Genomic DNA, 25443 nt, shown 5'->3' with positions numbered 1-25443 from the left:
ATTTCGCAAAGCAGCGGTCGCGAAACGGGAGATTTGGCTTGGATGATAATCCCGAGTGCTGGGCCATGGTCTGCGATGCTCCGGGAGCAGGTTTGCGCCGCGAGGCCCGGCCTGTGCCCGAACCCGGGCGGGGCCAAATCTTGGTCCGGGTGAAGGCCTGCGGTGTGTGCCGCACCGACCTGCATGTCGTCGATGGCGATATCCCCGCACACTATCCGGTCGTGCCCGGGCATGAGATTGTCGGCGAGGTGCTCGCGCTTGGCTCTGGCGCGAGCGGTTTCGCCATAGGCCAAAGGGTCGGGATCGCATGGCTGGGCAGCACCTGCGGGACCTGTTTCTACTGCCGATCGGGCAGGGAAAACCTGTGCGATCATCCGGTCTTCACCGGCGCGACGCGCGATGGTGGTTATGCGACTCATGCCATGGCCGACGCAGGCTTCTGCTTCCCGATTCCGGACGGACTCGGCGATCTCGATGCCGCACCGCTGCTCTGCGCGGGCCTGATCGGCTGGCGTTCGCTCCGCATGGCCGGAGACGGCGAACGAATAGGCTTCTACGGTTTCGGAGCGGCGGCCCACCTGCTCGCGCAAGTCGCGGTCGCGCAAGGTCGGCAGGTGTTCGCGTTCACGCGTGAGGGCGATACGAATGCGCAGCAGTTTGCATTGTCGCTCGGCTGCGCATGGGCCGGTGCAAGCAGCGACCTACCGCCCGAGGAACTCGATGCGGCGATCATCTTCGCGCCGGTGGGCGGGCTGGTGCCGCTCGCGCTCAAGGCCGTTCGCAAGGGCGGGCGGGTCGTATGCGCGGGCATCCATATGAGCGACATTCCCGGCTTCCCCTATTCCGACCTGTGGGGCGAGCGCTCGATCCTGTCGGTCGCCAACCTCACCCGCGAGGACGGCCGCAGCTTCCTCGCCAGCGACCATGTCCACGCGATCGACAGCCACGTTACGCGCTACGATCTCGCCGATGCCAATCGGGCGCTCGACGATCTGCGCGAAGGCCGACTGACCGGAGCCGCCGTGCTGGTCCCGTGAGGCCGGGTGTCAGGCCTCGGGCAGGCCGTTTGCGAAGAACTCGAGCGCGCAGCCCGCAAGCATCGCCGCGCCATGCGGCAGTGCGCCTTCGTCGACATGCATGCGCGGCGAATGGATCGCGCAGCATTGCGTCCAGTCCTCGCCTTCGGGCGCCACGCCGAGAAAGAACATCGCGCCCGGCACTTTTTCGAGCAGGTAGGAGAAATCCTCGGCACCCATGATCGGATCGGCGAGGTCCCGCCAGCCCTCGGCCCCGCCCAGTTCGCTTGCGACTTTCTTTCCGAGTGCAACCGCGCGAGCGTCGCACAACGTCACCGGGAAACCGAACTCGAGTTCGGCTTCCGCTTCGACGCCGTAAGCCGCGGCGGTCTGCTTTGCAGTCTCCACGATCAACGCGTGGACCTTCTCGCGGTGGTCGGCGCTGAGCGTGCGGATCGTGCCGCCGAGCATGACGTCGTCGGCGATCACGTTATGCGCGGTGCCGGCATGGATCTGCGTAACCGTGACCACGACCGCATTGGTCGCCTTGAACCGGCGCGTGACCATCGCCTGGATCGCTCCGACGATCGCCGCGGCGGCGGGCACCGGATCGTTGCAGTCGTGCGGCATCGAGGCGTGACCGCCCTTGCCCTTGACCGTGATCGTGAACTGGTCGGCTGCGGCCATCAGCGGCCCGGCGCGACCGGCGAGTACGCCGTAAGGCGCATTGGGCATGATGTGGAGCGCGAAGGCGGCATCGGGCAGCGGGTCGATCAGGCCGTCATCGAGCATGAAGCGCGCGCCGTGATAGCCCTCCTCTCCCGGCTGGAACATGAACTGGACACTGCCGGGCAGCTCGTCGCGCCTTTCCGCGAGGAGCCGTGCCGCGCCGACGAGCATCGCCGTATGGGTGTCGTGACCGCAAGCGTGCATCCGGCCCGGGATGGTCGAGGCGAATTCAAGATCGGTCTTCTCGTCCATAGGCAGCGCGTCCATATCGCCGCGCAGCAGCACCGTAGGACTATCCGCCCCCGCCTTGCCGCCCACCAAGGTCGCCACTTCGCCGGTGGTCGAGGAACCGGATTTCCATTCGAGCGGCAGGTTGGCGAGCGCGTCGCGCACCTTGGCCATGGTCATCGGCGTGTGCAGGCCCAGCTCGGGTTCGGCGTGGATAGCGCGCCGCAGCGCCACGATCGTCGGGGCGAGCGCGCGGGCGGAATCGATCAGGTCGGTGGTCAGCATGGCCGCAGATTAGCGCGGACGGGCCTCACCGCCTAGTCGCGATAGCGCACCGTGATGTTGAGCCGGGTGACTCCCGGGCTCGCGGCAAAGGCCGCCTTGCTGACCGAGGGCGGGCGCGGAATACCGAGAAACGACCCGATCTCGGGATTGTTGGACATGCCCGCGCCGTCGGTTGAGAAATCCATCTCGCGGTTGCCGTTCTCGTCGTGCTGGACTGCGATCGCGTATTGCCCGGCGCTCGGCACCGGCACGCACACGGTCATCGTTCCGGCGCGCGGTTTGGCATCGATACGGGTGAGGTAGCGCTTGCTCTTCAGCCAATCGCCGCGCTTCGCGTAATAGGTGCGGACGAACAGGTTGCCGTTGCCCGAACGCAGCCCAGTGATGCGCAATCGCACCGCCGGGCCTCCGCCCGGTGCGCAGCGGCTCATGTCGTTGGAGAGGACCTGTGCATAGCCCGATTGCGCCGCGCTCGAAGGTGCGACGGCAAGCGATGCGCCAAGCGCAAGCGCGCCCAGTCCCAGTGCGGTTGCCTTCATAATGTCGTGCCCAAACCTTGAATTCGTTCCATTGCGATGTGTTGCTTGCCGCCAGAGCGGAGCAGGCGGGATCGCCGATATGGGAGCGCATTTGCCAATTTCGCGCTGAATTGCACCTGAATTGGGTGAAAAACGGCGGCCTGCGCGGTGGAAAAGGGTTAACCGCCCGCTTGTGGGGTGATTCGCCGGTCAGGTAATGGTTTCGCACGCGCGAAACAGGGCCAACCACCCAAAATGCCAGCACCGTTGATCTCCCCCTCGATCCTGTCGGCCGACTTTTCGAAGTTGGGAGAGGAAGTGCGCGCAATCGACGCCGCCGGGGCCGACTGGATTCACGTCGACGTCATGGACGGGCACTATGTGCCCAACATCACCATCGGGCCGGAGGTGGTGAAGGCGCTGAGGCCGCACACCGACAAGACCTTTGACGTCCACCTGATGATTGCGCCGGTCGATCCGTATCTCGAGGCGTTTGCGAAAGCCGGCGCCGATATCATCACCGTCCATCCCGAGGCCGGACCGCATGTCCACCGCACGCTGCAGGCGATCCGTGCGCTCGGCAAGAAAGCGGGCGTGGTGCTCAATCCCGGCACGCCGGTCGAGGTGCTCGACAACCTCATGGACCTCGTCGATCTCGTGCTGGTGATGAGCGTCAATCCCGGCTTCGGCGGGCAGAGCTTCATTCCTTCACAGCTCGACAAGATCCGCCGCATCCGCGCGATGATCGAGGCGGAGGGGCGGCCGATCCACCTCGAGGTCGATGGCGGGGTCAATCCCGATACCGCCAGGCAATGCGTCGAGGCGGGGGCCGACGTGCTCGTAGCCGGGTCGGCCACATTCAAAGGCGGACCGTCGCAATACGCCGCCAATATCGCCGCGCTCAAGGGAGAAGGGTGATGGCGAGCCTGTTCCGCGAACATGACGAGGAGCGGGACGAAGCGCTGGTCGAAAGCGACGGCGAGCAGGCCGCGCTGCCGCTGTCCGATGCCGAAGAGCCACATCGCACAGCCGCCGACGATCCCGAACAGGCAAACGATAACGTCGAGACGTCCCGCGCACTCGCGCTGACCGACGTCATCGCGCCGCGCTCGGGCCCGGGCGAGGCGCTGATCCGGATGGCCTACAGGATGGGCGTGCCGGGCCATGCGCTCGCCGCGCCGTTCCGCCGTCCCGCGGCCTTGCGCGTCCTGGCCACGGTCGAGAGCCCGGTGACGGGCGACCGTGCGGCGGGCACGGCCCTGCGCGCAGGTCACTTCCTCGTCCACGGGGTCAAACAGCCGATCGCGCAGGTCGATTTCGACAGCTCTGCGCGCCTCGCGCCGGGGATCGAGCACACAATTCACAGCTTCTCGTGGCTGCGCGACCTCGCGGCAAGCGCGCCGCGCGAAGATTGCGTTTCGGTCGCCGAGCGGATCACGGCGGGCTGGCTTGCCGCCAATTCCGACCCCGCTAAAGGCCCCGCCTGGGAATTCGAGTACGCCGGATTGCGGCTGCTGGCATGGCTCGTCCACGCACCGCTGGTGCTGAGCGGGCAGGATGCCAATCTCAAGCCCAGGCTGCTTTCTGCCATCGGCGAAACGGCTTCCTGGCTCGACCGCAGGGCTCCGCGCGATGGTGCGGGGCTGGGGCAGGTCGCCGGGCTTGCTGCCGTCACGGCGGCGGGCCTGCTGCTGCCCGAAGGCAAGCCGCGCAGGCTTTACGGCGAGGCGGCGCTGATCAAGGCGCTCGGCGATCTTGTCGGGGAAGATGGCGGCGTGCTGTCGCGGTGTCCCGAAGCGCAGATGCAGGCGGTCGCGCTGCTGACCGATCTGATCGCCTGCTACGAGGCGGTGGAAATCGAGGCTCCGCAGGCATTCACAGTCATGCGGGAGCTGCTCGTGCCTCCGCTGCTTGGCCTGCGGCATGGCGACGGAGGATTGGGCAACTGGCAGGGGCACGGGGCAATCCGCGCCGACCGTGTTGCCGCTCTTGTTGAAGCGACCGGCATCCGCACGCGTCCGCTCAAGGACGTGCAGCACTGGGGCTTCCACCGGCTGCGAGCAGGCGAGACGGTCGTGCAATTCGACGCCGCGCCGCCACCGCGTGCGCGCCATGCGCGGACCGGATGCGCCTCCACGCTGGCTTTCGAGATGTCGGACGGACCGGCGCGCTTGATCGTCAATTGCGGCGGCTCGGCGATGGCTGGCGGACAGGTCCCCGCGAGGATCGGCCAAGGCCTGCGTGCAACGGCTGCGCATTCGACGCTTGTGCTCGACAACGCCAATTCGACCGCGGTGCTGTTGCACGGAAAGCTCGGCAAGGGCGCGGAAACGGTCGAAGTCGAGCGACGGATTGTGAAAGGGCGCGGGGGCGAGGCCACGCGGGTCGAGGCCAGCCACGACGGCTATGGCGCGCGCTTCGGCCTGACGCACAAGCGCGTGCTGACGCTGCGCGGCGATGGCACCGAACTCGCCGGCGAGGACATCCTGCTCCCGGTTTCGCGCAAGGGCAAGCGCGGCAAGATCGGCTTTGCCATCCGCTTCCATCTCGGACGCGGGGTCGAGGCGCACCTGTCCGAAGACAGGCTCGGCGCGAGCCTGCTCACTCCCGATGGCCGCCTATGGCAATTCCGGTTGCGCGGCGACGCGGCGGGAGCCAAGGACGTTCAGCTGAGCTGCGAGGACAGCCTGTGGGTCGATGGCGACGGCCGCCCGCATCCGACCGAGCAGCTGGTAATCGAAGGCATGACATCGCGCGGCGGGGGGCAATTCTCCTGGCTGCTAAAGAAGATGGGGTAGCGCCCCAGGGGACTTAACACGCATGGCGAATACGGTGATCAAACGGGCGCTGCTCTCGGTGTCCGACAAGGACGGTTTGGCGGAATTCGGCAAGGCTTTGGCCGCGCGCGGGGTCGAGCTGGTGAGCACCGGCGGCACGGCCAAGGCGCTGCGCGATGCAGGGCTGGACGTGCGCGATGTCTCCGACCTGACCGGATTTCCGGAGATGATGGATGGGCGAGTCAAGACGCTCCACCCCAAGGTCCATGGCGGGCTGCTCGCGCTGCGCGACAACGCTGAGCACGTGGCGGCGATGGAAGCGCACGAAATCGGCGCGATCGATCTGGTCGTGGTCAATCTCTATCCGTTCGAGGCGACCGTCGCGAAGGGCGCGAGCCGCGAAGAGATCATCGAAAACATCGATATCGGCGGCCCGTCGATGGTGCGCTCGGCGGCGAAGAACCACGGTTTCGTGACGATCCTCACCGACCCCGCCGATTACGGCGCGCTGATCGAGGAGATGGAGGCCAATGACGGCGCGACGTCGCATGCCTTCCGCATCCGCATGGCGGGCAAGGCATACGCCCGCACCGCAGCCTACGATTCCGCGATCGCCAGCTGGTTTGCGTTTGCCGATGCCTTCTCCAACCCGCTCGGAGGCGAAGCGCTTGGCGCGACCCCGTTCCCGGCGACCTTGCCGATTGCACTCAAGCGCGAGGACGTGCTGCGCTATGGCGAGAACCCGCACCAGTCGGCGGCGATCTATGTGCCGCAGGTCACGGGCACTTCGGGCGTACCACAGGCCGAGCAGCTGCAGGGCAAGGCGCTCAGCTACAACAATCTCAACGACGCCGACGCCGCGCTTGAGCTGGCGGCGGAATTCGCGGGGCAGAACCCGGCGGTGGTGATCGTCAAGCACGCCAACCCCTGCGGCGTTGCCCAATCGGGAACCTTGCTCGAGGCTTGGAACGACGCGCTGCAGTGCGACAGCGTTTCGGCCTTCGGCGGGATCGTCGCGGTCAATACCGAGCTGGACGGCGCGACGGCTGAAGCCATTGCGTCGATCTTCACCGAGGTCGTGATCGCGCCCAAGGTGAGCGCGGAGGCACGCGAGGTGTTCGCCAAAAAGAAGAACCTGCGCCTGCTCGAATGCGGCATGCTGCCCGATCCGCGGCGACCGGGCTTTGCGATGAAGACCATCGCCGGTGGGATGCTGATCCAGGGTCGCGATAACGGTGCGGTGAGCCTCGACGATCTCAAAGTCGTGACCAAGCGCGCTCCCACCGAGCAGGAGCTGAAGGACTGCCTGTTCGCCTGGACCGTCGCGCGGCACGTCAAGTCGAACGCCATCGTCTACGCCAAGGACGGCGCGACCGCCGGGATAGGCGCGGGCCAGATGAACCGTCGCGATTCCGCGCGCATCGCGGCGATCAAGGCGAAGGAAGCCGCCGAAACATACGAATGGGCCGAGCCGCGTACTGTGGGCAGCGCGGTCGCCTCGGACGCGTTCTTCCCCTTCGCCGACGGACTGATCTCCGCTGCGGAAGCGGGGGCAACCGCGGTGATCCAGCCCGGCGGTTCGATCCGCGACGAGGAAGTGATCGCCGCTGCGGACGAGGCCGGTCTGGCGATGGTGTTCACCGCGATGCGGCATTTCCGGCATTAATTTTCGTCCTACCGCTTCGCTGCTTGAGGACTAGGATCCCTTGCGCTCGTCCGTCCGCGCGAGCGTCCTCGGCGCTGCTTTCTTCGCTTCGCTACGGAGCGCCTGCGGGCGCGCGTGGGGCCCAGTTCGCGGCCTGTGGCGAAAGCTCCGCTGTAGGGCGGCGAAGAGGTTCTAGTCGGCTCTCATCTTTTCCGCTCGGCTCACGTAACTAAATCGAGCTTCGTAACGAAATGTCTCACGGGCGCTGCATTCATTGGAGCGCAAGTGACCGCTCATTAAGCGAACTCGAAAGTTAGATGAACGAACGCCGAGAAACCCCATGACCCTTTTCGCCCCCGATCTTTACCGCAATATCGCTATCGGCTTTGCCATCGGCACCGCCCTCCTCGGTGTTGCAAGGTTCGAAGAGTGGAGCGACGAGATTGCCCCTCCTGCACAGGCGGCCGAACAACTTGCAGCGCCTGCACCCTCGCCGGATTTCTGGACACTGGATCAATGAAAAAAACCCTGACACTCGCCCTCGTCGCAGCCTCGCTCGGGCTTTCCGCCTGCGCCGGGCCTGCACTCGCGCTCGGAGAACCGGTCAATGCGCCCGCAGCCAAGCGGGTCGCGAACGAAGGCGCCGGCCTGAAGACCGCGATCTTCGCGGGAGGGTGCTTCTGGGGCGTCGAAGGTGTGTTCAGCCATGTGAAGGGTGTGAAATCGGCAGTTGCGGGATTCCACGGCGGAAATGCGGCAACGGCGAAGTACAACACGATCGTCGCTGGCGGCACCAACCACGCGGAAGCGGTCAAGATCACCTACGATCCCTATGTCGTGCGTTATGACGAGCTGCTGCGGATATTCTTCTCCGTCGTCGCCGATCCGACGCTCAAGAACCGTCAGGGTCCCGATGTCGGAACGCACTATCGTTCGGCGCTTGTGCCGCTCACCGCCGAGCAGGAAGCGGTCGCGGAAGCCTATCTCAAGCAGATGGAAGCGTCCGGCGTCTGGAGCCGCCCGATCGCAACGCGGATCGAGAGGCATCGGACATTCTATCCGGCCGAAAAATACCATCAGGATTTCATGGCGAAGAACCCGCGCCACGGATACATCGTGCGCTGGGATGCACCCAAGGTGAAGGCGCTGAAGGCGATGTTCCCGAACGATTATCGCGCGCAGTTCCTGCGCGACGACAGCTGACGGCGCACGCTTGGCGGGAGAGCCCGCAGCGCCTATATCGGGCCACATGGCAGAGAATGACAATCTCGCGCGCGATCACGCGCATCACGAACACTCGGGCAAAACGTTGATCGAGGCCGCTCGCGCAGCGCTCACCGGCTCGGGCGAGCAATGGACCGGAATGCGCGAAACGGTGTTCGCCGAGCTTGCACGTCATGATCGACCGGTGTCGGCATATGACATCGCCGACAATCTTTCGGCGGCTCGCGGCAAACGTGTGGCTCCCAACAGTGTGTACCGGATCCTCGACCTGTTCGTGGCCAACAATCTTGCACTGCGCGTCGAAAGCTCGAATGCCTATCTCGCCAACACCCATCCGGGGTGCGAGCACGATTGCATCTTCCTGGTTTGCGACGAATGCGGTGAGGCCACCCATATCGATGACGAGCAGGTGAGCCGGACCGTACGTGCGCTCGCCAGCGAACGCGGGTTCAAACCCGAACGTCCGGTGTTGGAGATTCGAGGGCTTTGTCGTGCATGCGCATGAACAATGCCGCCCAGCACCTAGTGTAAGGTGCAATTGACGCAACTGATTTCGCCCAGAATTGACACTCTGTGGACGAGGCGTTCTTTTTGAGCGATAACCCGTTCATCGACAGTTGGCTTTGGACGGTGTAAGGCGATTCTGTATGACTTCTAAGCCCCACACGCCGCTGCTTGACACGGTTCCGAACCCGGACGAGCTTCGTAAACTCAAGCCGGAACAGCTTCGCCAATTGTCCGATGAATTGCGCGCCGAGATGATCGACGCGGTCAGTACTTCGGGCGGGCACCTTGGATCGGGTCTCGGCGTCGTCGAGCTGACGGTCGCGATCCACTATGTGTTCAACACACCCGACGATAAGCTGGTGTGGGACGTCGGTCACCAATGTTACCCGCACAAGATCATCACCGGACGGCGTGACCGGATCCGCACCCTGCGCCAGGGTGGCGGCCTCAGTGGCTTCACCAAGCGCGCGGAGAGCGAATACGATCCGTTCGGCGCGGCACACAGCTCGACTTCGATATCGGCCGCGCTGGGCTTTGCGATGGCCAACAAGCTGAATGACAAGCCCGGGCGCGGCATCGCGGTGATCGGCGATGGCGCGATGAGCGCGGGCATGGCCTATGAGGCGATGAACAACGCGGCGCAGGCCGGCAACCGGCTCGTCGTGATCCTCAACGACAACGATATGTCGATCGCACCGCCGGTGGGCGGCCTGTCGGCCTATCTCGCGCGCATGGTCTCCTCGAGCGAATATCTCGGCCTGCGCTCGCTGGCTTCCAAGGCGGTGAAGAAGATGAGCCGCCGGATGCACGAAATGGTCGGCCGCGCAGAGGAATACACCCGCGGCATGGTCACCGGCGGGACGCTGTTCGAGGAGCTCGGCTTCTATTACGTCGGACCGATCGACGGGCACAATCTCGATCACCTGATCCCGGTTCTGGAGAACGTGCGCGACACGTCGGAAGGGCCGGTGCTGATCCACGTCGTCACCACCAAGGGCAAGGGCTATCAGCCCGCCGAAGAAAGCGCCGACAAGTATCACGGCGTGCCGAAATTCAATGTCGTCACCGGCGAGAAGCAAAAGGGTTCGGGCGGCCCGCCGGCCTACCAGAACGTGTTCGGCGATACGCTCGCCGATCTCGCCGATACCGACAAGCGCATCTGCGCGATCACAGCGGCCATGCCCTCGGGCACGGGCGTCGACCGCTTCGCCCAGCGTCATCCGGAGCGCAGCTTCGATGTCGGCATCGCCGAGCAGCACGGCGTGACTTTCGCCGCCGGTCTCGCGGCGCAGGGGATGCGGCCTTTCGCTGCAATCTATTCGACCTTCCTCCAGCGCGCCTACGACCAGGTGGTTCACGACGTAGCAATCCAGAACCTGCCGGTGCGCTTCGCGATTGATCGCGCCGGACTGGTTGGCGCGGACGGCTGCACCCATGCGGGCGCGTTCGACATCACCTATCTTGCCACGCTGCCCAACATGGTGGTGATGGCCGCCGCCGACGAGGCGGAGCTGGTCCACATGACCTACACCGCCGTCGAGCATGACGAGGGGCCGATCGCCTTCCGCTATCCGCGCGGATCGGGTGTCGGAGTGCCGCTTCCGGAAACGCCGCAGAAGCTCGAAATCGGCAAGGGCCGGATCGTACGCGAGGGCTCCAAAGTCGCCATCCTCTCGCTCGGTGCGCGGCTCGAAGAGGCGAAAAAGGCGGCCGACACGCTCGAAGCCAAGGGGCTCTCGACGACCGTCGCCGATATGCGCTTCGCCAAGCCGCTCGACCGCGACCTGATCGCGAAGCTGATGCGCACGCACGAAGTGGTGCTGACCATCGAAGAGGGCGCTGTCGGCGGCCTCGGGGCGCATGTGCTGACCTATGCCTCGGACGAAGGGCTGACCGATAACGGGTTGAAAGTACGCACGATGCGCCTGCCCGATATTTTCCAGGACCAGGATTCGCCCGACAAGCAGTATGAGGAAGCAGGCCTCACCGCGCCGCATATCGTCGATACGGTGCTCAAGGCACTGAAGCACAACAGCGCGAACGTGGAAGAGGCGCGGGCGTAAAAGCCATGGGCCTCCTCAAGGTAGAGCGCGACGGCCCGATCACCACGCTCACCATCGACCGAGCGGACACCATGAACCCGCTCGGCGCGCCGGGCGACGGGGAGGAATTCGCCACCGCCTGCGATGCGATCAATCGCGATCTCGAAACCCGCTGCGTGATCCTCACCGGAGCGGGGCGGGCGTTCTCTGCCGGCGGTGATATCAAGGCGATGCGCGACAGGGCCGGGACATTCGGCGGCACGCCTCCGGCCATTTCCGACGGCTACCGCGATAACATCCACCGCATGCTGCGCGCGCTGCACGGCTTGCGCGTGCCGGTGATCGCTGCGGTCAACGGACCGGCGATCGGGCTTGGCTGCGACGTCGCCTGCCTTGCCGATATCCGCATCGCCTCGGACAAAGCCAAATTCGGCGTCACCTTCCTCAAGCTCGGGATCATTCCGGGCGATGGCGGCACGTGGATCCTGCCGCGCGTCATCGGGATGAGCCGCGCTGCGGAATTGTTCTACACCGGCGACGTGATCGATGCCGCAACCGCGCGAAAATGGGGCCTCGTCAGCCGGGTCGTTCCGCATGACGATCTGCTGGCCGAAGCGCAGGCGCTCGCAGCGAGGATCGCGGCAATGCCCCCGCATTCGCTGCGCCAGACCAAGATGCTGCTGCGACAAGGCCAACAGGTCAATTACGACACCGCGCTCGAACTGGCGGCCAACACGCAGGCGATGATGCACCACACCGACGATCACGCCGAAGGCGTCGCGGCGCTGATCGAAAAGCGTTCACCGGAATTCAAGGGCAACTGACTAGGACGCGGCCGTGACCTGGCTGTTCCGCGCTCTCGTGATGGTCGCGACGACCTATCTCACGCTGCTCGTGATCCTGTGGTCGTTCCAGTCGCACTTCATCTATCCGGCGCCGCAGGATGTGCCGTCGCTTACGCCGGGATACGAAGAAGTCTCGCTGCGAACTTCCGACGGCCTGACCCTGCGGGCCTTCTACCGCGAAGCCGAACCGGGCATGCCGACCACGGTCTATTTCCACGGCAATGGCGGCACGCTCGAGATGGCGAGCACCTCCAATATCGGATTTGTAAATGCCGGCTTCGGGGTGCTGCTCGTCGAGTATCGCGGTTACGGCGGAAATCCCGGTCAACCTTCGGAAGAGGGATTTTATCGCGATGGCGAGGCGGCAATGGACTGGCTGGTCGGCGAGGGATTGCCGCTGGAACAGGTGGTGTTCGTCGGCAATTCGATCGGCTCGGGCGTCGCGACCGAGATGGCGGTGCGGCACCGGCCGGCGGCGCTCGTGCTTATCGCTCCCTTCACTTCGCTGCCCGCGGTTGCCGGGAACAATCTGTGGTGGATGCCGGCGCATTCGCTCGTGAACGATCAGTACCGCAATGCCGAGAAGATCGCAGAACTCCAAATCCCAGTGCTGATCCAGCACGGCGATGCCGATGCACTGATACCGCATGAGCATGGCAAACGATTGTCGCGGATCGCCCCCGACGCCACTTTCCAGAGCTTCGCGGGATCGGGCCACGGGCTCACATTCGAGCCGCGCTCGCAGGAGGCACGGCGCGACTGGATACTCGATCTAGTCGGAGCGGATTAGAACCAGCGCCAGATGCCGGCCGGGACATCGCCGATCGGCATGTGCAGCCAGCTGAAGAATACGAAGAAGATGAGTCCGGCGGCCCATGGGAGCGCCCCTGCGCCGAACAGCGCTCCGAAACGCGGCCAGTAGCTCGTTTTGCTCTCCCACTGCGCCCAGGCCTCGCCCATTAGGACCTCTTTCTTGCGGTCCTGCAGCTTTGCGCCGACGAGTGCGAGAATGCCAATCGCGAGGGCGGTGATGGTGGTCCGCAGGCTGTAGTGGATCACGATGTGCGACAGTGCCCAGAGCGCGAATCCCCACATCATCGGGTGGCGGGTCACTTTGAAAACGCCTTTGGGCTCCTCGCGCGCCTGTTCGGCGGCCTGCGGCGTGGGCATCGCGGGGTTTCCAACCACCGAACCTGCCAACAGCACCATCGCGGGCAGGGTGAGCAATGTGGCGATAGCCCAGCCGATCTCGCCGCTACCTGGAAGGTCGGCGGGAGGGGCAGCCTTGAAGGCGAAATAGATCCACGCCAGCGTCGCCAGGCTCACCAGCGAATAGACCACCTGGAAACCCATCTCGCCGAACGCTTTCACCATCGACGCGCGCAACGGGTGCGACATCACGAAATGCGAGCCGACAAAGGCCGTGTTGGCCGCGACGAGATTCAATAGCGCTTCGTTCAATGCACCCTCCCTGTGGACCCGCAGAGAATCTACACCGAAGCGCTATGGTATTACCAGTCGTAGGCTTTCGGAAGGTCGCTTTCGTCCAGATCGCGATAGCGCTCGCGCAGGCGGCTTTGGTGGTTGCCGAGCGGCTGTTCGACCCCGCCGATGTAGACCTTGGTCGGGACCGAAGTGACCTCGAGCGGATCGCCGTCCCAGATGACCACATCGCCTATCGCACCGGGCCTGAGCACGCCGAGTTGCCCGCCAAGGCCGCTGATGTCGGCCGGAATCGAGGTGATCGCCGCGAACGCTTCGCCCCAGCTCAGCCCGGTCGCCCCGGGAATCTTCGCCAGGCCCACGAGGTTGCCCGCCTGCTGCGCGAGCCGGCGCGGGTTTTCCATCCCGGCGGTGTTGAGCGCAACCTTCACGCCTGCCGCCTTCATCCGCCCGATATTGCTCTGGGTCGAAGCGAGCTCGTCGAAACCATAAGGCAGCGCATCGAGCGGATCGGCGAGAACCGGAACCCCGGCTGCAGCGATCTCCTCGGCGACCAGCCAGCCCTCGCTGGCACCGACCAGCACCATGTCGAGCTTGGGGAACTCGCCCTTGAGCGCCAGCGCGCTGCGGATATCGGCGGCGCGTTCGACCGAGACATAGAGTTTCTGCGTGCCGTTGAGCACCGGGATCAGCGCTTCGGCATCGAACCGGCTCAGGAAGACTTCATCGTCCTTCGCGATCTCGGTGATCTGCGGCGTGCCGGTGCTGCCGCGAAGGCCCTGCGCTTCGTAAAGCGCGTTGCGGAACAGCACATAGGCCGCAGCCCGGCTGCCGCCCGCGCGGCGAGCCCCGCCCTCGCCAAGATCGACCATCTGGAAAGCCTTCGGGCGCGTGATCGGATCGCCATCGGCGTCGAGATCGATGATCGCGCCCTGTCCGGCGAAGATCGAACCCGAGGGCAGGGTTGTCGTCGCTGCGCGGGTGATGCCCGCAGCGCGATGGACGAGGATGTTCTGCGAATTCGGATTGACCACCGGAGCGACATCGAGCGCCGCGCTGAACGGCGATCCGCCCGCGCGGGTGTCGTTGGAGTCGCTCACCGCACTGACATCGACGATGCCGAGAGTGGTAACGGTCGCGAACAGGCCGGGGGTGACCCAAGTGCCGGGCGCGGCCTCGACCAGCGGCATGGCGGTTTCGGGCATGCCCGATGCCGGACCCGCGTAGACCACCTTGCCGTCGCGGACGACCACGGCACCGTCTTCGATCGGCTCCGAACCATCGCCAGTCGCCACGGTGACGCCGGTCATCGCGACATTCTGTGCCACAGCAGGGGCAGCGCAAAGCGCAATCGCGCTGGCGGCTAGTGCGAGAAGCTGCCTCATTTCACGTCTCCTTCACCGGGCTGGCCGAGCTCGAAATCACTCACCGGACGGCGCTTGCGATCCATCGCATCGAACAGCAGCGCACCGTCGATCCAGACCTTCTCGGGCCGCGAATAGACGCTCAGCGGGTCACCGTTCCAAAGCACGACATCGGCCATCTTGCCTTCCTCGAGGCTGCCGGTCATGTCGTCGATCCCCATCGCCTTGGCGGCGTTGAGCGTGATCCAGCCGATCACGGTGGCATCGGAAATGTCGATCCCCATTCGCGCACCGGCGGCCTGCGCCTTCGCGGCTTCCTGGTTCAAACGCTGGATGTCGTTGGCGCTGTCGGAATGGATCACCACGCAGGCGCCGGCGTTCTGCAGCAGCGCGGCGTTTTCCATGATCCCGTCATAGCTTTCCATCTTGAAGCCGTACCAGTCGGCCCAGATCGCGCTGCACACGTCGTTTTCACGCAGAAGGTCGCCGATCTTGTAGCTTTCGACCGCGTGGTGGAAGGCGGTGACCTTGTAGCCAATCTCCTTCGCCATATCCATCACCAGCGCCATCTCGTCGGCGCGGTAGCAGTGGTTGTGGACGAGGATCTCGCCTTCGAGCACACCCTTTAGCGTCTCCTTGCCGAGATCCCGCTTCGGATCGTCCTCGTTGGCGTATTCGATCGCTTCGTACCAGGTCTGGCGGTTGACCGCGAAGTTGCCCATGCGGGTCGAGGGCTTGCGTCCGCGATTGCCATACACCCGCTTGGGGTTTTCGCCGCAGGCCATCTTGAAGCCGTAGGGTGCGCCGGGGAACTTCATGCCTTGCACCGTCCGGCTCGGCACGTTCTTGAGCGTGACCGAGCGGCCGCCCATCAGGTTCGCCGATCCGGGAAGGATTTGCAGCGCGGTGATCCCGCCATTCGCCATGGCGCGGGTGAAGCCCGGGTCCTGCGGCCAGACCGAGTGTTCGGCCCAGACATCGGGCGTGGTCGGAGCGGTCGCCTCGTTGCCGTCGCTATGCGCGTCGACCCCCGGGGTCGGATAATCGCCAAGGTGCGAGTGGATGTCGATGATGCCTGGCGTCACGAACTTCCCGGTGCCGTCGATGACGGTGTAGCCATCGGTCGAGAGGTCGCTGCCGACCGCGACGACCTTGCCATCGCGGAACAGAACGGTGCCGCCATCGATCCGGTTGCCGGCTCCATCGAACACGGTTGCGCCGACCAGTGCCGTGGGAACGCCCGGATAGGGCCGGTAGGTCGAAGGGAAGGGCCCCTCGGCCTCGGTCTTGGCGGCGAAACGCGGAGCCTCGTCCGCATCGCTGTCGTCGCTCGCCGCGTTGGCGGAGCCGGTTGTCGCGCAGGCGCCGAGCGCAATCGCGCTGGCAGCCGCAATCCAGGCTTTCGTTCTCACAGTGGTTCCCCCTGCTGGTTTCGTGGACCCGACGATCCAGACATTGGTTGGTTCCTGCCTTATTCGGCGGGGCGGGTGGCCGGATGGACCCCGGCGGCCTGCGGTTCGCCGACTTCGCTGCCGCCCAATAGATCATCATCGACGGTGTCGTCCTGGAGCGTATCGAGATGCATCCAGCGCTTTACGACGCGAGCGATTAGAATGACCACCACACCCACGGCGATCGCGATCAGTCCGATCTGCCAGTAAATGTCGAGCGTGCCTTGACGGGTCATCTCGCCATCCTCCCCGCCAGTGGCGGCACCGATCATCCCGGCGACATAATTGCCGCCCGCCGTGGCGAAGAACCATGCGCCCATGATCAGGCTGGCAAGGTGTCGCGGGGCAAGGCGGTTCATTGCCGAGAGGCCAACCGGCGAAAGACATAGCTCACCGGTGGTGTGGAAGAGGTAGATGCCGAACAGGAAGATCACCGGAATCTTGGCATCTACGCCGACAGCTTCCGCTCCCCAGACTAGCACGAGAAAGCCGAAGCCGAGCTGCACCAGGCCGAGGCCGAACTTGGCTGGAGTCGAGGGTTCGAGACCCTTGCGCCCGAGCCAAGTCCACAGCGCAGCGAAAAGCGGCGCAAGCAGGATGATGTAGATAGGATTGATCGACTGGAAAATCGGTGCGGGTACGCCACCAAGGTCGATGTAGCGATCGGTGAACAGGTTGAGCGATCCGCCCGCCTGTTCGAACAGACCCCAGAACAGCGGCTGCAACGCGATCAGGAACAGGATCGCGAACATGCGCTCGCGCGGCTCCTTGTCGAGTTTGAATGCTTCGAACAGGACATAGGCGAGCAGGGCAACACCGGAGAGGAGCATCAATCCTCCGACTACCGACTGGTACTGTATCAGCAGCCACATGATTGCGACGCCGACCAGGCCGATGCCGTACATGACCATTTCAGTGTTCTTCGCCAGCGGCTTGGGCGGCTCGCCCCGGCCGAGCAGCAACGGCTTGCCGAGCACGAACACGATCAGGCCAAGCAGCATGCCGAGGCCCGCCGCACCGAAGCCGTAGGCCCAACCGAGAGTGATTCCGAGGTAGCCGGCAATGATCGTGCCGATCGCGGCGCCGACGTTAATTCCCATGTAAAAAATTGTGTAGGCACCGTCGCGTCGCACATCGGTGCGCGGATAGAGCTGCCCCACGATCACCGAGATATTCGCCTTGAGGAAGCCGGAACCGACAATGATGAAGCTCAGGGCAAGCCAGAAGATGTTGATCGTAGGATCATTCTGCCCCCCGGTTCCTTCGAATGCCATGAGGAAGTGGCCGAAGGTGAGCAGCAATGCACCGAACAAAACCGCCTTGCGCTGACCGAGATAGCGGTCTGCCAGCCACCCGCCAAGAACGGGCGTGATGTAGACGAGGCTGACATAGGCGCCGTATACAATGTTCGAAGCACTGTCGTTAAAGAGCCAGTGCTGGGTGAGATAGAAGATCAGCAGTGCGCGCATGCCGTAGTAGGAGAACCGCTCCCACATTTCGGCGAAAAACAGGATGTAGAGGCCCTTTGGGTGCCCCCCGACCTCTTCCGTCTTGCGAGTGACAGCGAATGCACCCGCGACCAGGAATAGAACCAGAACCACGGAGGCGATCGCTGCGATCCAGTCCCCCTCGTTCCAAAGCGCGACGTCTTTCATGAAGCAGATCCCCGATATTTTGTCCGGGCCTTTCCCGGGGGCCCTTGATCGTCGCGCACACTAACGGCTTGTCCGCGAGTGTGAAGCCTTAGTTTCACATGATACCGGCCACCGCCGTGCCGTTCGTCGAAAAGCCGGGAACCTTGACGCGCATCGCTGTATTATGGCACTGATGCACTGAGCGAGGAACCCATGACCCAAAACAGACCCGTCTATCTCAAGCTGCGCGACCAGATCGCGGCCGCAATCATCCAGGGTGAGTATGCCGAGGGAGAGATGCTGCCGTCGGTGCGTGCGCTGGCGGCGGAGCAGGGGGCAAACCCGCTTACCGTGGCGAAAGCCTACCAGCAGTTCCAGAATGACGGTCTCGTCGAGGTGCAGCGCGGCGTCGGCATGTACGTGGTCGAAGGCGCCGCCGAAGCGCTGCGCAAGCGCGAGAAGGAACAATTCCTGCGCGAGGAATGGCCCGAGATCAGGGCGCGGATGGATCGCCTGGGCCTCGATCTCACCGAACTTGCCGAATGCACCTGAGCCGCTCGCGGACGGCCGCCCGCGTGGCTGCCCCCGATTGAAACAGTTTCCGACTTTATTTTTTCCGGTGCCTTGCCCCGCACGCGCCGCTCTGGCACTTTCCGGAAACGAGAGCCTTTCGGGTCAAGGCTGAGTTGGGGACGAGGCCGGCCAAAGCATAAAATTGCAGCCGGTCGTGATCAGTGGGAGGTCACAATGATCAGATCAGAATTGCTGCAGGAACTTCACAAGGACAATCCGGAACTGCGTGCCGAGGAAATCGAGCAGGTGGTCGACATCTTCTTCGATGAAATCGCGCAACGGCTGGCCGAAGGCGGCCGGGTCGAGCTGCGCGGGTTCGGGGCCTTTTCGACGCGTGAGCGCGAAGCACGCACCGGGCGCAACCCCCGCACCGGCGAAGCGGTTGCGGTGCCGGCCAAGCGGGTGCCGTATTTCAAGGCGGGCAAGGAAATCCGCCAGCGCCTCAACGAACGCTGACCGCGAACTCAGGCGTATTCGAGCGCCCGCTCTTCTTCGCTTCGATCGGCGACCGGTAGACGGCGCTCGCGCCCGAGGGCTTCAAAGGCAAGGTCGATGACCCTTTCGGTGCCGCCGGGCGTGGTGATGTCGACCGGCAGTGAGCCCAGTTCGAGGAATTCCTGAACGCCTTCGGGCCCGGGCAGCGCAATCACCCGTGCAACGTCGGGCAGGCGCTCGCGAACCAGCGGGCTCAGTTGGCGCGAAATCTCGAGAGTAACCGAGGCCACCACCACGACGTCGCGGCTCGCCATGCCCATCGCATCCCAACTGCGCGGGTCGGCGGGATTGGCCTGGTGCACGTGATAGCCATCGGCCAACGCGGTCTCGAAGCGCTCGGGATTCGGCTCGACGGCAAGGTAATCGATTTCGTTATAGCTCAGCGCATCGGCAACCGACCGGCCGACAGGACCGAGCCCGATGATCAGCACCGGTGCGTCGTCGCCGTCGAGCTTCTGGTCGGCGGGGCCGCGTCGCAGCTTGCCCGCCAGCTTGCGACCGATATTCGAGATCAGCGGCGTCACCGCCATACTGATTGCGATCGCGGTGACGAGGATCGGCAGGAAGCGTGGCTCGATCGGATCGACAAGCGCCGCCACGGTCGGCAGGGCGAAGATTACCAGCGCAAATTCGCTTCCCTGCCCAAGCAGGAAACCGAGCTGTATAGATCCCGGGACCGACCAGCGATTGGCGAGACCGGCAATGACGTTGAACAGGCACTTCAGCACAATCAGCGCGATGGCGCCGGCAATGACGAGCAGCCAGTTCTGAGCGAGGATCACCGGATTGATCGCGAGCCCGACCGAGATGAAGAAAAAGCTCAGAAACAGCCCTCGAAATGCGTCGATCTCGGTTTGGACAAGAATGCGATAGCGCGAATCCGCGACTGCCATCCCGCCAAGGAAAGCCCCCAGTGTAAGCGAAAGCCCCGCCATGCCGGTGGCCCACCCGGCTGCGAGCGCAATGAACAGCGCGGTGGCGGTGTAGACCTCGCTGCTCCCGACCCGCGCGATCAGTCGGAACAGCGGCCCGGTGAGATAGCGGCCGAACAGCACGGCGACGATAAACGCCGCGAACGCCTTCAGGCCGGCAATCCCGAGCTCAGGAGCGAGCGCACCACCCGATGCAAGCGCTCCGGCGGCGACCAGGAGCATGATGGCCGCGATGTCCTGGAAGATCAGGATCGATTGCGCCGCGCGCCCGACCGGGCAATCCTCCTGGTCGCGTTCGCGGATCAGGCCGATTACCACCGCCGTGGATGAAAGTCCCATCGCAAAGCCGCCGATGATCGCGAATTCGGTCGGCAGTCCGATCGCCCAGAACAGCGCTGCAAACGCGCCGCCCGCGACGAGCATCTGAAGGCTGCCGAAACCGAAGATGTTGGCCGACTCCGCTCGGATCCGCCCGAGGGAGAAATGAAGGCCGAGATTAAAAAGCAGGAACATGACTCCCGCTTCGGCCAGCGTCGCAACGACCGGTCCGCTGAAATCGTCCGCGACACCAAGCGAGGCAAGGCCCAGGCCGAGGCCGAGATAGCCGACGATGGGATTGAGCTTGATCGCTCGTGACAAGGTGGCGGCGCCGATACCAAGCCCCAGGAGCATCACCGCCGGCTGGATCGTCTCAACCACTTCGCTTGCCATAGCCTGCCCCTTAACGAACGGCGATTTTGCCCCGTTGCTGCGGAGATGGCGAGGATATCGCTGCTATGCAAGTGCGCCTGCTTGCGCGGGTCATTGACGCTGGCTATCGCGCGAAGACCGGTGAGCGGGTGTGGCGGAATGGTAGACGCCGGGGACTTAAAATCCCCTGAGCTTTGGCTCGTGCGGGTTCGAGTCCCGCCACCCGCACCAACTCGCTGCCCGCAGCGCTACGGCGCGAATGCGGAGGGCGCGGTTATCGCAATATTTACCCGCGCGACCCTAGCCCTGGGTCCAGGGACCACACATCAATTCAAGCTCTTGGCGCAGGGTCAGCAATATGCGCCGGGGAAGGGCGACCGTCTATGGATTTTGCAGCAAGCCCCGAACGGGCAGACTCGGAAACCGACGATGCGAGCGATGTGCGGGAGTTGCGCTCCGCACCTCGGTTCACGCTTCTGATCCGCGCCGCGCGGATCGTGGCGGATCAGGGCGAGTTCGTGTGCGTCATTCGCGATATCTCCGAAACCGGGGTGAGCATGAGGCTGTTTCATCGGTTGCCTGAGGGTGAGCGTTTAGAGCTGCAAATGCCGGGTGGAGCGGCCTATCAGATCCGCAGGGTATGGGCGCGCGACCACGAGGCCGGGTTTGAATTCGCCGCGCCGGCCGACGTGTCCAGCATAATCAACGAGGCAAGCGATTATCCAAAGCGCGGGCTTCGGCTGGGGATTCAGCTGCCGATCGAGATCACCAGTCGTACCCTGAGCAGCGCGGCGACCGTCGAAAATCTCTCGCAGCAGGGTGCACGGATCCAATGCGATGCAAGGTTCGCGATCGACCAGGCTCTGCGGATTTCAGGTGGCCACGGGCTGGAGGACGTCTGGGCCAAGGTCCGCTGGCGGCGTGATAACCACTACGGTGTCGTGTTCGATGACACTTTCACGCTGGGCGATTTTGCGCGGCTGGCCGCACAGCTCCAGGCTCCGGCTTTGCTCGAAAGTTGACCCTGCCCGGACTGACATGCCGGTCCGCTTAAGGCCGTCCGTTTACCGCTCGCTAACCAATATCCTTCACTCTCGGGGTTGAGCGCGACCCGTTCGTGGGTTGGCGAAGGGTCACGGGAGGCTGAATGAATCTGATCGGCGGCGAAAAACCGGGAGGAGTCGACACCGACGCCATCATCGGCGCCGGGATCGGGTCTCGCTTGGACCAAACGGTGACCGGGGAGGCATGACGCCATGCTGGTCGAACGCCGCCGTAGCGCTCTTCCGGTCGAATTCCTCGCCCGCGTAGGCGTCGTCTGGGCGGTCGTCGGTGCGCTGATGCTGGCGATCCATTGGAGTGCCATTGCGGGCGGTCGCTTCCCCGAACCCGACGACATGCTGCGGCTGGTGCAGGTCCGCGACCTGATCGGCGGCCAGAGCTGGTTCGATACTACCCAATACCGCATCGATGCGGCCAATGGCGGGGTCGCGATGCACTGGTCGCGTATCGTCGATATTCCGCTCGCGCTCGTCATCATGGCGCTGACGCCATTTGTCGGCGCTGCGATTGCCGAGACGGTGGCTCTGGTCATCGTTCCGCTCCTCACGCTCGGCTGCGCCATGCTTTTGGCGGCTCGCATCGCGTGGCGCTTGATGGGCGACGAGGAAGCGACGCTTGCATGCCTCATCCTCGCGCTTTCGATGCCGGTTCTCTCCCAGCTTTCGCCGATGCGGATCGACCATCACGGCTGGCAGATTGTCTGCGCGCTGGCTGCGGTGAACGGGTTGATGGCGCGCTCGTCAAAGGCAGGCGGCAAGGTCGTCGGCGTTTCCCTCGCTGTCTGGTTGGCGATCTCGATCGAAGGACTCCCGCTGTCGGCGGCGATCTTTGCGGTGCTCGCCTGGCGCTGGCTGCGCGACCGCAACCAGCGGGCATGGCTGGTCAACGCGATCCAGTCCTTCGCGATTGCCGGAGTGCTGCTGTTCCTCGCGACGCGCGGGATCGGCGATCTTGTCAGCTATTGCGACGCGGTGAGCCCGGTGCATCTTGCGATGTTCGGTTGGGGGGCGTTGGTGCTGACGGTGTTCGCACGGCTCGAGCCGCTGCCGCGCGGGCTGCTGTTCGGTGGATTCGCATTGGCTGCTGGAGGCGCGCTCGGGCTGGTGCTTTACATGGCTCCGCAGTGTGCGACCGGCGGATCTTCCGGTTTCGCTCCGGTGATTGCCGATTTTGGGAACAACACCGCGATGGAAGGCATGCCGATCTGGCGTCAGACCGTGATGGGTGCGCTGCAATATGCCGTCACTCCGGTGATCGGCATCGTCGCTACGTTCAACCTGGCGAGCCGTTCGCGCGATTGGCTCCGCGGGTTCTGGTTCGATTATGGCCTGATCTTGTGCGCCGCGTTGCTGGTCGCGCTGCTGGTGGCGCGTGCCGGAGCGATTGCCTGCGTTCTCGCCGCTCCGCCGCTTGCCTGGCAGGTGCGCGAGTGGCTGCGTTCGATCCGCACGATGAAACGGCCCGGCCCGCGTGTGGCGGCAACTGCCGCTCTTGCCTGTGCGCTTCTCCCGGCATTGCCAGCGATACTGCTCGCCAACGCGATTCCGGCACAGGCGGCGTTGACAGGGGCATCGACCCCGCCTGTTTCGGCTCAGGATCCTTCCTGCGATGTAAACGAGATCGTATCACAGATAAGCGTGCTCGGAAGGGGCGAATTCTATGCTCCGCTCGATATCGCGCCGGAACTCTTGCTCACCACCGATCACAGCATCATCGCCGCTGGCGACGGCCTTGGCGGACCTTCGACCAAGGTGCTGATCGAAACCGCGCTCGGTTCCCCCGGAGAAGCTCGCGAAACCTTGCGCAAGCGCGGCACAGGGTATGTCATCGCCTGTCCAATGCTCATCGAGATGCGGAACTACGCCCGCGCCGCACCGGCCGGTTTTGCAGCGGATTTGATGAGCGCCAACCCGCCCAACTGGCTCGAGCCGATCGCGCTTCAAAGCGGATCTGCGCTCAGGCTCTGGCGGGTCAGGCCGGCACGAAATCCATCGCCACGCCATTGATGCAGTGACGCTTGCCAGTCGGTTTCGGCCCGTCGCCGAAGATATGCCCCAGATGCCCGCCGCAATCGGCGCAATGGACTTCGGTGCGCGGATAGCCGAGCTTGTAATCGACCGAGGTTTCGACCGCGCCTGCATCGATCGGCTTGTAGAAGGCGGGCCAGCCGGTGCCGCTGTCGTATTTGTGCTTCGAGGAATAGATCGCGTTCCCGCACCCGGCGCATTTGTAGACACCCGCCCGCTTTTCCTTGTGGAGCGGATGGGAGAAGGCGCGTTCGGTGCCTGCTTCCCGCAGGATCCGATATTCCTCGCGTGTCAGCTGCCGGCGCCATTGCGCCTCGGTCTTGCGCACCGGAAAGTCCTTGCGGGCATGCGCCGGTGCTCCGCCGCACGAGGCAAGGATCGGCACGGCTATGGCAGCGGCGGCTCCGGCAAGGAATCGGCGGCGGTTAGGGGCGGGTTTCATCGCAAGTGTCCCATCGAAATTAGAAGTCTTACACCTCTAATTACGCAGGAATTCGCCAAAAAGTTTCAGCCGCGCGAGATAATGCCCGGCGTCAGAACTCGGTGATTTCGACCTCGAGCTTGCGGAAGCCGTGCACGAAATTGGCGCGCACGCGCTCGACATCGCCCGCGACATGCACCCGCATCCGGCGCTTGTGCATCTCTTCGAGCAGCACGCGCAGTTGCAGCTCGGCAAGACGCGCGCCGACGCAGCGGTGGATGCCGTAGCCGAAGGCGATGTGACGGCGGGCATTCTCTCGCGTGAGATCGAGCTTGTGAGGGTCGGGGAAGATTTCCTCTTCGTGGTTAGCTGCCAGATACCACAGCACGACCTTGTCGCCCTTCTTGATGGTCTGCCCGAACACTTCGGTATCCTCGGTGCAGGTCCGGCGCATATGCGCCAGCGGCGTCTGCATGCGCAGCATTTCCTGTACTGCATTCGGAATGACGTCGGGGTTCTCTTCGAACAGCTTGCGCTGGTCGGGAAACTTGTCGAGCGCATGGACGAACCCGCTCATCGAATTGCGGGTCGTATCGTTGCCGCCGACGATCAGCAGCACGAGATTGCCCATGAATTCCTCGGGCCGCATCTGGTTCATCGCCTCGGAATGGATCATCATCGAGATCAGGTCGTTGCCCGGCTCCTTGTCCTGCGTGCGCTCGACCCACAGCGACTGGAAGTAGGACGCCATTTCCTGGAGGATTTCCCAGCGTACGCTGTCGAGATCGCGCACCGTTGCAAGCTCGGTATCGCCCGACCAGTCGGACCAGAAGGTAAGCAGGCGGCGGTCTTCCCACGGAAAGCCGAACAGGATTGCAAGCATACCGGTGGTAAGCTCGATCGAAACCTTGTCGACCCAGTCGAACACTTCGCCGCGCGGTAGCGTATCGAGGAGTTCACCCGTGCGCTGACGGATTTCGCCTTCCATCTCCGCTATCGCGGAAGGAGTGAATTTGGGGGCTACGGTGCGCCGCTGACCGGTGTGCTGCGGGCGGTCCATGGCAATGAACATCGGCAGTTCACGGGTGGGGACGCCGGCGGCTGCCGCTTCTTCCTCGGTCAGGCGTTCGAGGATCGTGATCCCGCCATATTCCCAGCTCGACGAAAAGGTGTCGGGCAGCGCTTCGATATGCTGGATCGCCTTGTGGCCGACCACCGCCCAATACGGGCCGTACGGGCTTTCGGGAATGTAGTGGAGCGGCCCTGCATCCTGCATCTCCTTGAAGATCGGCTGCCAGGTGTCCTCGAAATAGATGTCCGATCGGCTGACGTCCCACTTGTGCGGATGCTGCGGGCGTTCTTCCGGATGCTGCTCGAAATGCGCCTTGAGCGCCTGGTAAGCGGTCGGGGAAGTCCGCACTTTCGGACGTTCGGGTGCTACGGTCGCCATGTCTCTCTCCCATCCGGGCGGTTTTCCCGTTCCGGTGAGTCGCATCCTGCCCTAACTGACAGCAGTGTCAATAGTGGGTTGCGAA

The 25443-nt window shown here is 64.1% G+C and carries 23 protein-coding genes and 1 tRNA gene; 15 read left to right on the top strand and 9 right to left on the bottom strand.

Features of this window, described 5'->3' with window-relative positions; all coding sequences use genetic code 11:
• The first annotated feature begins 38 nt into the window (after window positions 1-38).
• The gene (locus ACI5KX_RS01245; RefSeq protein ID WP_406808862.1) at window positions 39-1037 is read left to right on the top strand and encodes a zinc-dependent alcohol dehydrogenase family protein; all 999 of its coding nucleotides are present in this window, start codon (window positions 39-41) and stop codon (window positions 1035-1037) included.
• Between the two features lie 9 nt (window positions 1038-1046).
• On the opposite strand, the gene ACI5KX_RS01240 is transcribed toward ACI5KX_RS01245, so the two are convergent.
• Both ACI5KX_RS01240 and ACI5KX_RS01235 read right to left on the bottom strand, forming a co-directional pair.
• Complete coding sequence (locus tag ACI5KX_RS01240) at window positions 1047-2258, bottom strand: M20 family metallopeptidase (protein WP_406808861.1); 1212 nt, start codon at window positions 2256-2258, stop codon at window positions 1047-1049.
• A gap of 32 nt (window positions 2259-2290) precedes the next feature.
• A complete protein-coding gene (locus ACI5KX_RS01235) occupies window positions 2291-2797 on the bottom strand; it encodes a DUF2141 domain-containing protein (RefSeq protein WP_406808860.1) in 507 nt (168 codons plus the stop codon).
• A gap of 234 nt (window positions 2798-3031) precedes the next feature.
• On the opposite strand from ACI5KX_RS01235, the gene rpe reads away from it, so the two are divergent.
• The 9 genes from rpe to ACI5KX_RS01190 all read left to right on the top strand — a co-directional run bounded on the left by rpe (window position 3032) and on the right by ACI5KX_RS01190 (window position 12606).
• The gene (rpe, locus tag ACI5KX_RS01230) at window positions 3032-3694 is read left to right on the top strand and encodes a ribulose-phosphate 3-epimerase (RefSeq protein ID WP_406808859.1); all 663 of its coding nucleotides are present in this window, start codon (window positions 3032-3034) and stop codon (window positions 3692-3694) included.
• Window positions 3694-5574: a heparinase II/III family protein gene (locus ACI5KX_RS01225; RefSeq protein WP_406808858.1), complete on the top strand. Its 1881-nt coding sequence runs from the start codon at window positions 3694-3696 to the stop codon at window positions 5572-5574. The genes rpe and ACI5KX_RS01225 overlap by 1 nt, the downstream gene beginning before the upstream one ends.
• A gap of 22 nt (window positions 5575-5596) precedes the next feature.
• Window positions 5597-7219: a bifunctional phosphoribosylaminoimidazolecarboxamide formyltransferase/IMP cyclohydrolase gene (gene purH / locus ACI5KX_RS01220; RefSeq protein WP_406808857.1), complete on the top strand. Its 1623-nt coding sequence runs from the start codon at window positions 5597-5599 to the stop codon at window positions 7217-7219.
• A 319-nt stretch (window positions 7220-7538) separates the two neighbouring features.
• Window positions 7539-7718 carry a hypothetical protein gene (locus tag ACI5KX_RS01215; protein ID WP_406808856.1) on the top strand — a complete coding sequence of 60 codons (180 nt, stop codon included), beginning with the start codon at window positions 7539-7541 and terminating at the stop codon, window positions 7716-7718.
• Window positions 7715-8401: a peptide-methionine (S)-S-oxide reductase MsrA gene (msrA, locus tag ACI5KX_RS01210; RefSeq protein ID WP_406808855.1), complete on the top strand. Its 687-nt coding sequence runs from the start codon at window positions 7715-7717 to the stop codon at window positions 8399-8401. The genes ACI5KX_RS01215 and msrA overlap by 4 nt, the downstream gene beginning before the upstream one ends.
• 46 nt (window positions 8402-8447) lie before the next feature.
• Window positions 8448-8927, top strand: a complete 480-nt coding sequence (locus ACI5KX_RS01205) for a Fur family transcriptional regulator (RefSeq protein WP_406808854.1) — start codon at window positions 8448-8450, stop codon at window positions 8925-8927.
• 142 nt (window positions 8928-9069) lie between these two features.
• Entirely contained in the window at window positions 9070-10992 is a 1923-nt protein-coding gene (dxs, locus tag ACI5KX_RS01200) for a 1-deoxy-D-xylulose-5-phosphate synthase (protein ID WP_406808853.1), read from the top strand.
• Between the two features lie 5 nt (window positions 10993-10997).
• Window positions 10998-11795, top strand: a complete 798-nt coding sequence (locus ACI5KX_RS01195; protein WP_406808852.1) for a crotonase/enoyl-CoA hydratase family protein — start codon at window positions 10998-11000, stop codon at window positions 11793-11795.
• Between the two features lie 13 nt (window positions 11796-11808).
• The gene (locus ACI5KX_RS01190) at window positions 11809-12606 is read left to right on the top strand and encodes an alpha/beta hydrolase (protein ID WP_406808851.1); all 798 of its coding nucleotides are present in this window, start codon (window positions 11809-11811) and stop codon (window positions 12604-12606) included.
• Here ACI5KX_RS01190 and ACI5KX_RS01185 read toward each other — a convergent pair.
• Genes ACI5KX_RS01185 through ACI5KX_RS01170 form a run of 4 tightly spaced genes read right to left on the bottom strand, consistent with a single transcriptional unit; the run spans window position 12603 to window position 17729 of the window.
• Window positions 12603-13277 carry an NnrU family protein gene (locus ACI5KX_RS01185; RefSeq protein ID WP_406808850.1) on the bottom strand — a complete coding sequence of 225 codons (675 nt, stop codon included), beginning with the start codon at window positions 13275-13277 and terminating at the stop codon, window positions 12603-12605. The two genes, ACI5KX_RS01190 and ACI5KX_RS01185, sit on opposite strands and share 4 nt — an antisense overlap.
• Before the next feature lie 50 nt (window positions 13278-13327).
• On the bottom strand, window positions 13328-14644 hold the full coding sequence (locus tag ACI5KX_RS01180; protein WP_406808849.1) for an amidohydrolase family protein: 1317 nt from the start codon (window positions 14642-14644) through the stop codon (window positions 13328-13330).
• Window positions 14641-16035 (bottom strand): amidohydrolase, encoded by a 1395-nt coding sequence (locus ACI5KX_RS01175; RefSeq protein ID WP_406808848.1) that lies wholly within the window; start codon window positions 16033-16035, stop codon window positions 14641-14643. Before ACI5KX_RS01175 ends, ACI5KX_RS01180 begins: the two co-directional genes overlap by 4 nt.
• Window positions 16036-16094: 59 nt before the next feature.
• Entirely contained in the window at window positions 16095-17729 is a 1635-nt protein-coding gene (locus ACI5KX_RS01170) for a peptide MFS transporter (protein ID WP_406808847.1), read from the bottom strand.
• Between the two features lie 192 nt (window positions 17730-17921).
• Between ACI5KX_RS01170 and ACI5KX_RS01165 the strand changes: the two genes are divergently transcribed.
• Window positions 17922-18260: a GntR family transcriptional regulator gene (locus ACI5KX_RS01165; protein ID WP_406808846.1), complete on the top strand. Its 339-nt coding sequence runs from the start codon at window positions 17922-17924 to the stop codon at window positions 18258-18260.
• 195 nt (window positions 18261-18455) lie between these two features.
• The gene (locus ACI5KX_RS01160) at window positions 18456-18737 is read left to right on the top strand and encodes an integration host factor subunit beta (RefSeq protein WP_406808845.1); all 282 of its coding nucleotides are present in this window, start codon (window positions 18456-18458) and stop codon (window positions 18735-18737) included.
• Between the two features lie 8 nt (window positions 18738-18745).
• Here ACI5KX_RS01160 and ACI5KX_RS01155 read toward each other — a convergent pair whose 3' ends face one another.
• Window positions 18746-20419, bottom strand: a complete 1674-nt coding sequence (locus ACI5KX_RS01155) for a cation:proton antiporter (protein ID WP_406808844.1) — start codon at window positions 20417-20419, stop codon at window positions 18746-18748.
• 124 nt (window positions 20420-20543) lie between these two features.
• Between ACI5KX_RS01155 and ACI5KX_RS01150 the strand changes: the two genes are divergently transcribed.
• From ACI5KX_RS01150 to ACI5KX_RS01140, 3 genes are all read left to right on the top strand, one after another.
• Window positions 20544-20629 (top strand) — tRNA-Leu (locus ACI5KX_RS01150).
• 152 nt (window positions 20630-20781) lie between these two features.
• Window positions 20782-21420 carry a PilZ domain-containing protein gene (locus ACI5KX_RS01145; protein ID WP_406808843.1) on the top strand — a complete coding sequence of 213 codons (639 nt, stop codon included), beginning with the start codon at window positions 20782-20784 and terminating at the stop codon, window positions 21418-21420.
• Between the two features lie 234 nt (window positions 21421-21654).
• Window positions 21655-23466, top strand: a complete 1812-nt coding sequence (locus tag ACI5KX_RS01140; protein ID WP_406808842.1) for a hypothetical protein — start codon at window positions 21655-21657, stop codon at window positions 23464-23466.
• Here ACI5KX_RS01140 and msrB read toward each other — a convergent pair.
• The gene (msrB, locus tag ACI5KX_RS01135; protein ID WP_406808841.1) at window positions 23432-23929 is read right to left on the bottom strand and encodes a peptide-methionine (R)-S-oxide reductase MsrB; all 498 of its coding nucleotides are present in this window, start codon (window positions 23927-23929) and stop codon (window positions 23432-23434) included. The two genes, ACI5KX_RS01140 and msrB, sit on opposite strands and share 35 nt — an antisense overlap.
• 91 nt (window positions 23930-24020) lie before the next feature.
• Window positions 24021-25358, bottom strand: a complete 1338-nt coding sequence (locus ACI5KX_RS01130; RefSeq protein ID WP_406808840.1) for a cytochrome P450 — start codon at window positions 25356-25358, stop codon at window positions 24021-24023.
• Between the last annotated feature and the right edge of the window lie 85 nt (window positions 25359-25443).

Source organism: Erythrobacter sp. GH1-10, assembly GCF_045363165.1.
GTDB lineage: Bacteria > Pseudomonadota > Alphaproteobacteria > Sphingomonadales > Sphingomonadaceae > Erythrobacter.
This window is presented reverse-complemented; position numbering and strand designations above follow the sequence as displayed.

Coding starts and splice junctions, on each gene's coding strand:
- ACI5KX_RS01240 (WP_406808861.1), bottom strand. CDS start 2,258: ATGCTGACCACCGACCTGATCGATTCCGCCCGCGCGCTCGCCCCGACG.
- ACI5KX_RS01130 (WP_406808840.1), bottom strand. CDS start 25,358: ATGGCGACCGTAGCACCCGAACGTCCGAAAGTGCGGACTTCCCCGACC.
- msrB (WP_406808841.1), bottom strand. CDS start 23,929: ATGAAACCCGCCCCTAACCGCCGCCGATTCCTTGCCGGAGCCGCCGCT.
- ACI5KX_RS01160 (WP_406808845.1), top strand. CDS start 18,456: ATGATCAGATCAGAATTGCTGCAGGAACTTCACAAGGACAATCCGGAA.
- ACI5KX_RS01215 (WP_406808856.1), top strand. CDS start 7,539: ATGACCCTTTTCGCCCCCGATCTTTACCGCAATATCGCTATCGGCTTT.
- msrA (WP_406808855.1), top strand. CDS start 7,715: ATGAAAAAAACCCTGACACTCGCCCTCGTCGCAGCCTCGCTCGGGCTT.
- ACI5KX_RS01145 (WP_406808843.1), top strand. CDS start 20,782: ATGGATTTTGCAGCAAGCCCCGAACGGGCAGACTCGGAAACCGACGAT.
- rpe (WP_406808859.1), top strand. CDS start 3,032: ATGCCAGCACCGTTGATCTCCCCCTCGATCCTGTCGGCCGACTTTTCG.
- ACI5KX_RS01140 (WP_406808842.1), top strand. CDS start 21,655: ATGCTGGTCGAACGCCGCCGTAGCGCTCTTCCGGTCGAATTCCTCGCC.
- dxs (WP_406808853.1), top strand. CDS start 9,070: ATGACTTCTAAGCCCCACACGCCGCTGCTTGACACGGTTCCGAACCCG.
- purH (WP_406808857.1), top strand. CDS start 5,597: ATGGCGAATACGGTGATCAAACGGGCGCTGCTCTCGGTGTCCGACAAG.
- ACI5KX_RS01170 (WP_406808847.1), bottom strand. CDS start 17,729: ATGAAAGACGTCGCGCTTTGGAACGAGGGGGACTGGATCGCAGCGATC.
- ACI5KX_RS01165 (WP_406808846.1), top strand. CDS start 17,922: ATGACCCAAAACAGACCCGTCTATCTCAAGCTGCGCGACCAGATCGCG.
- ACI5KX_RS01195 (WP_406808852.1), top strand. CDS start 10,998: ATGGGCCTCCTCAAGGTAGAGCGCGACGGCCCGATCACCACGCTCACC.
- ACI5KX_RS01155 (WP_406808844.1), bottom strand. CDS start 20,419: ATGGCAAGCGAAGTGGTTGAGACGATCCAGCCGGCGGTGATGCTCCTG.
- ACI5KX_RS01205 (WP_406808854.1), top strand. CDS start 8,448: ATGGCAGAGAATGACAATCTCGCGCGCGATCACGCGCATCACGAACAC.
- ACI5KX_RS01235 (WP_406808860.1), bottom strand. CDS start 2,797: ATGAAGGCAACCGCACTGGGACTGGGCGCGCTTGCGCTTGGCGCATCG.
- ACI5KX_RS01225 (WP_406808858.1), top strand. CDS start 3,694: ATGGCGAGCCTGTTCCGCGAACATGACGAGGAGCGGGACGAAGCGCTG.
- ACI5KX_RS01180 (WP_406808849.1), bottom strand. CDS start 14,644: ATGAGGCAGCTTCTCGCACTAGCCGCCAGCGCGATTGCGCTTTGCGCT.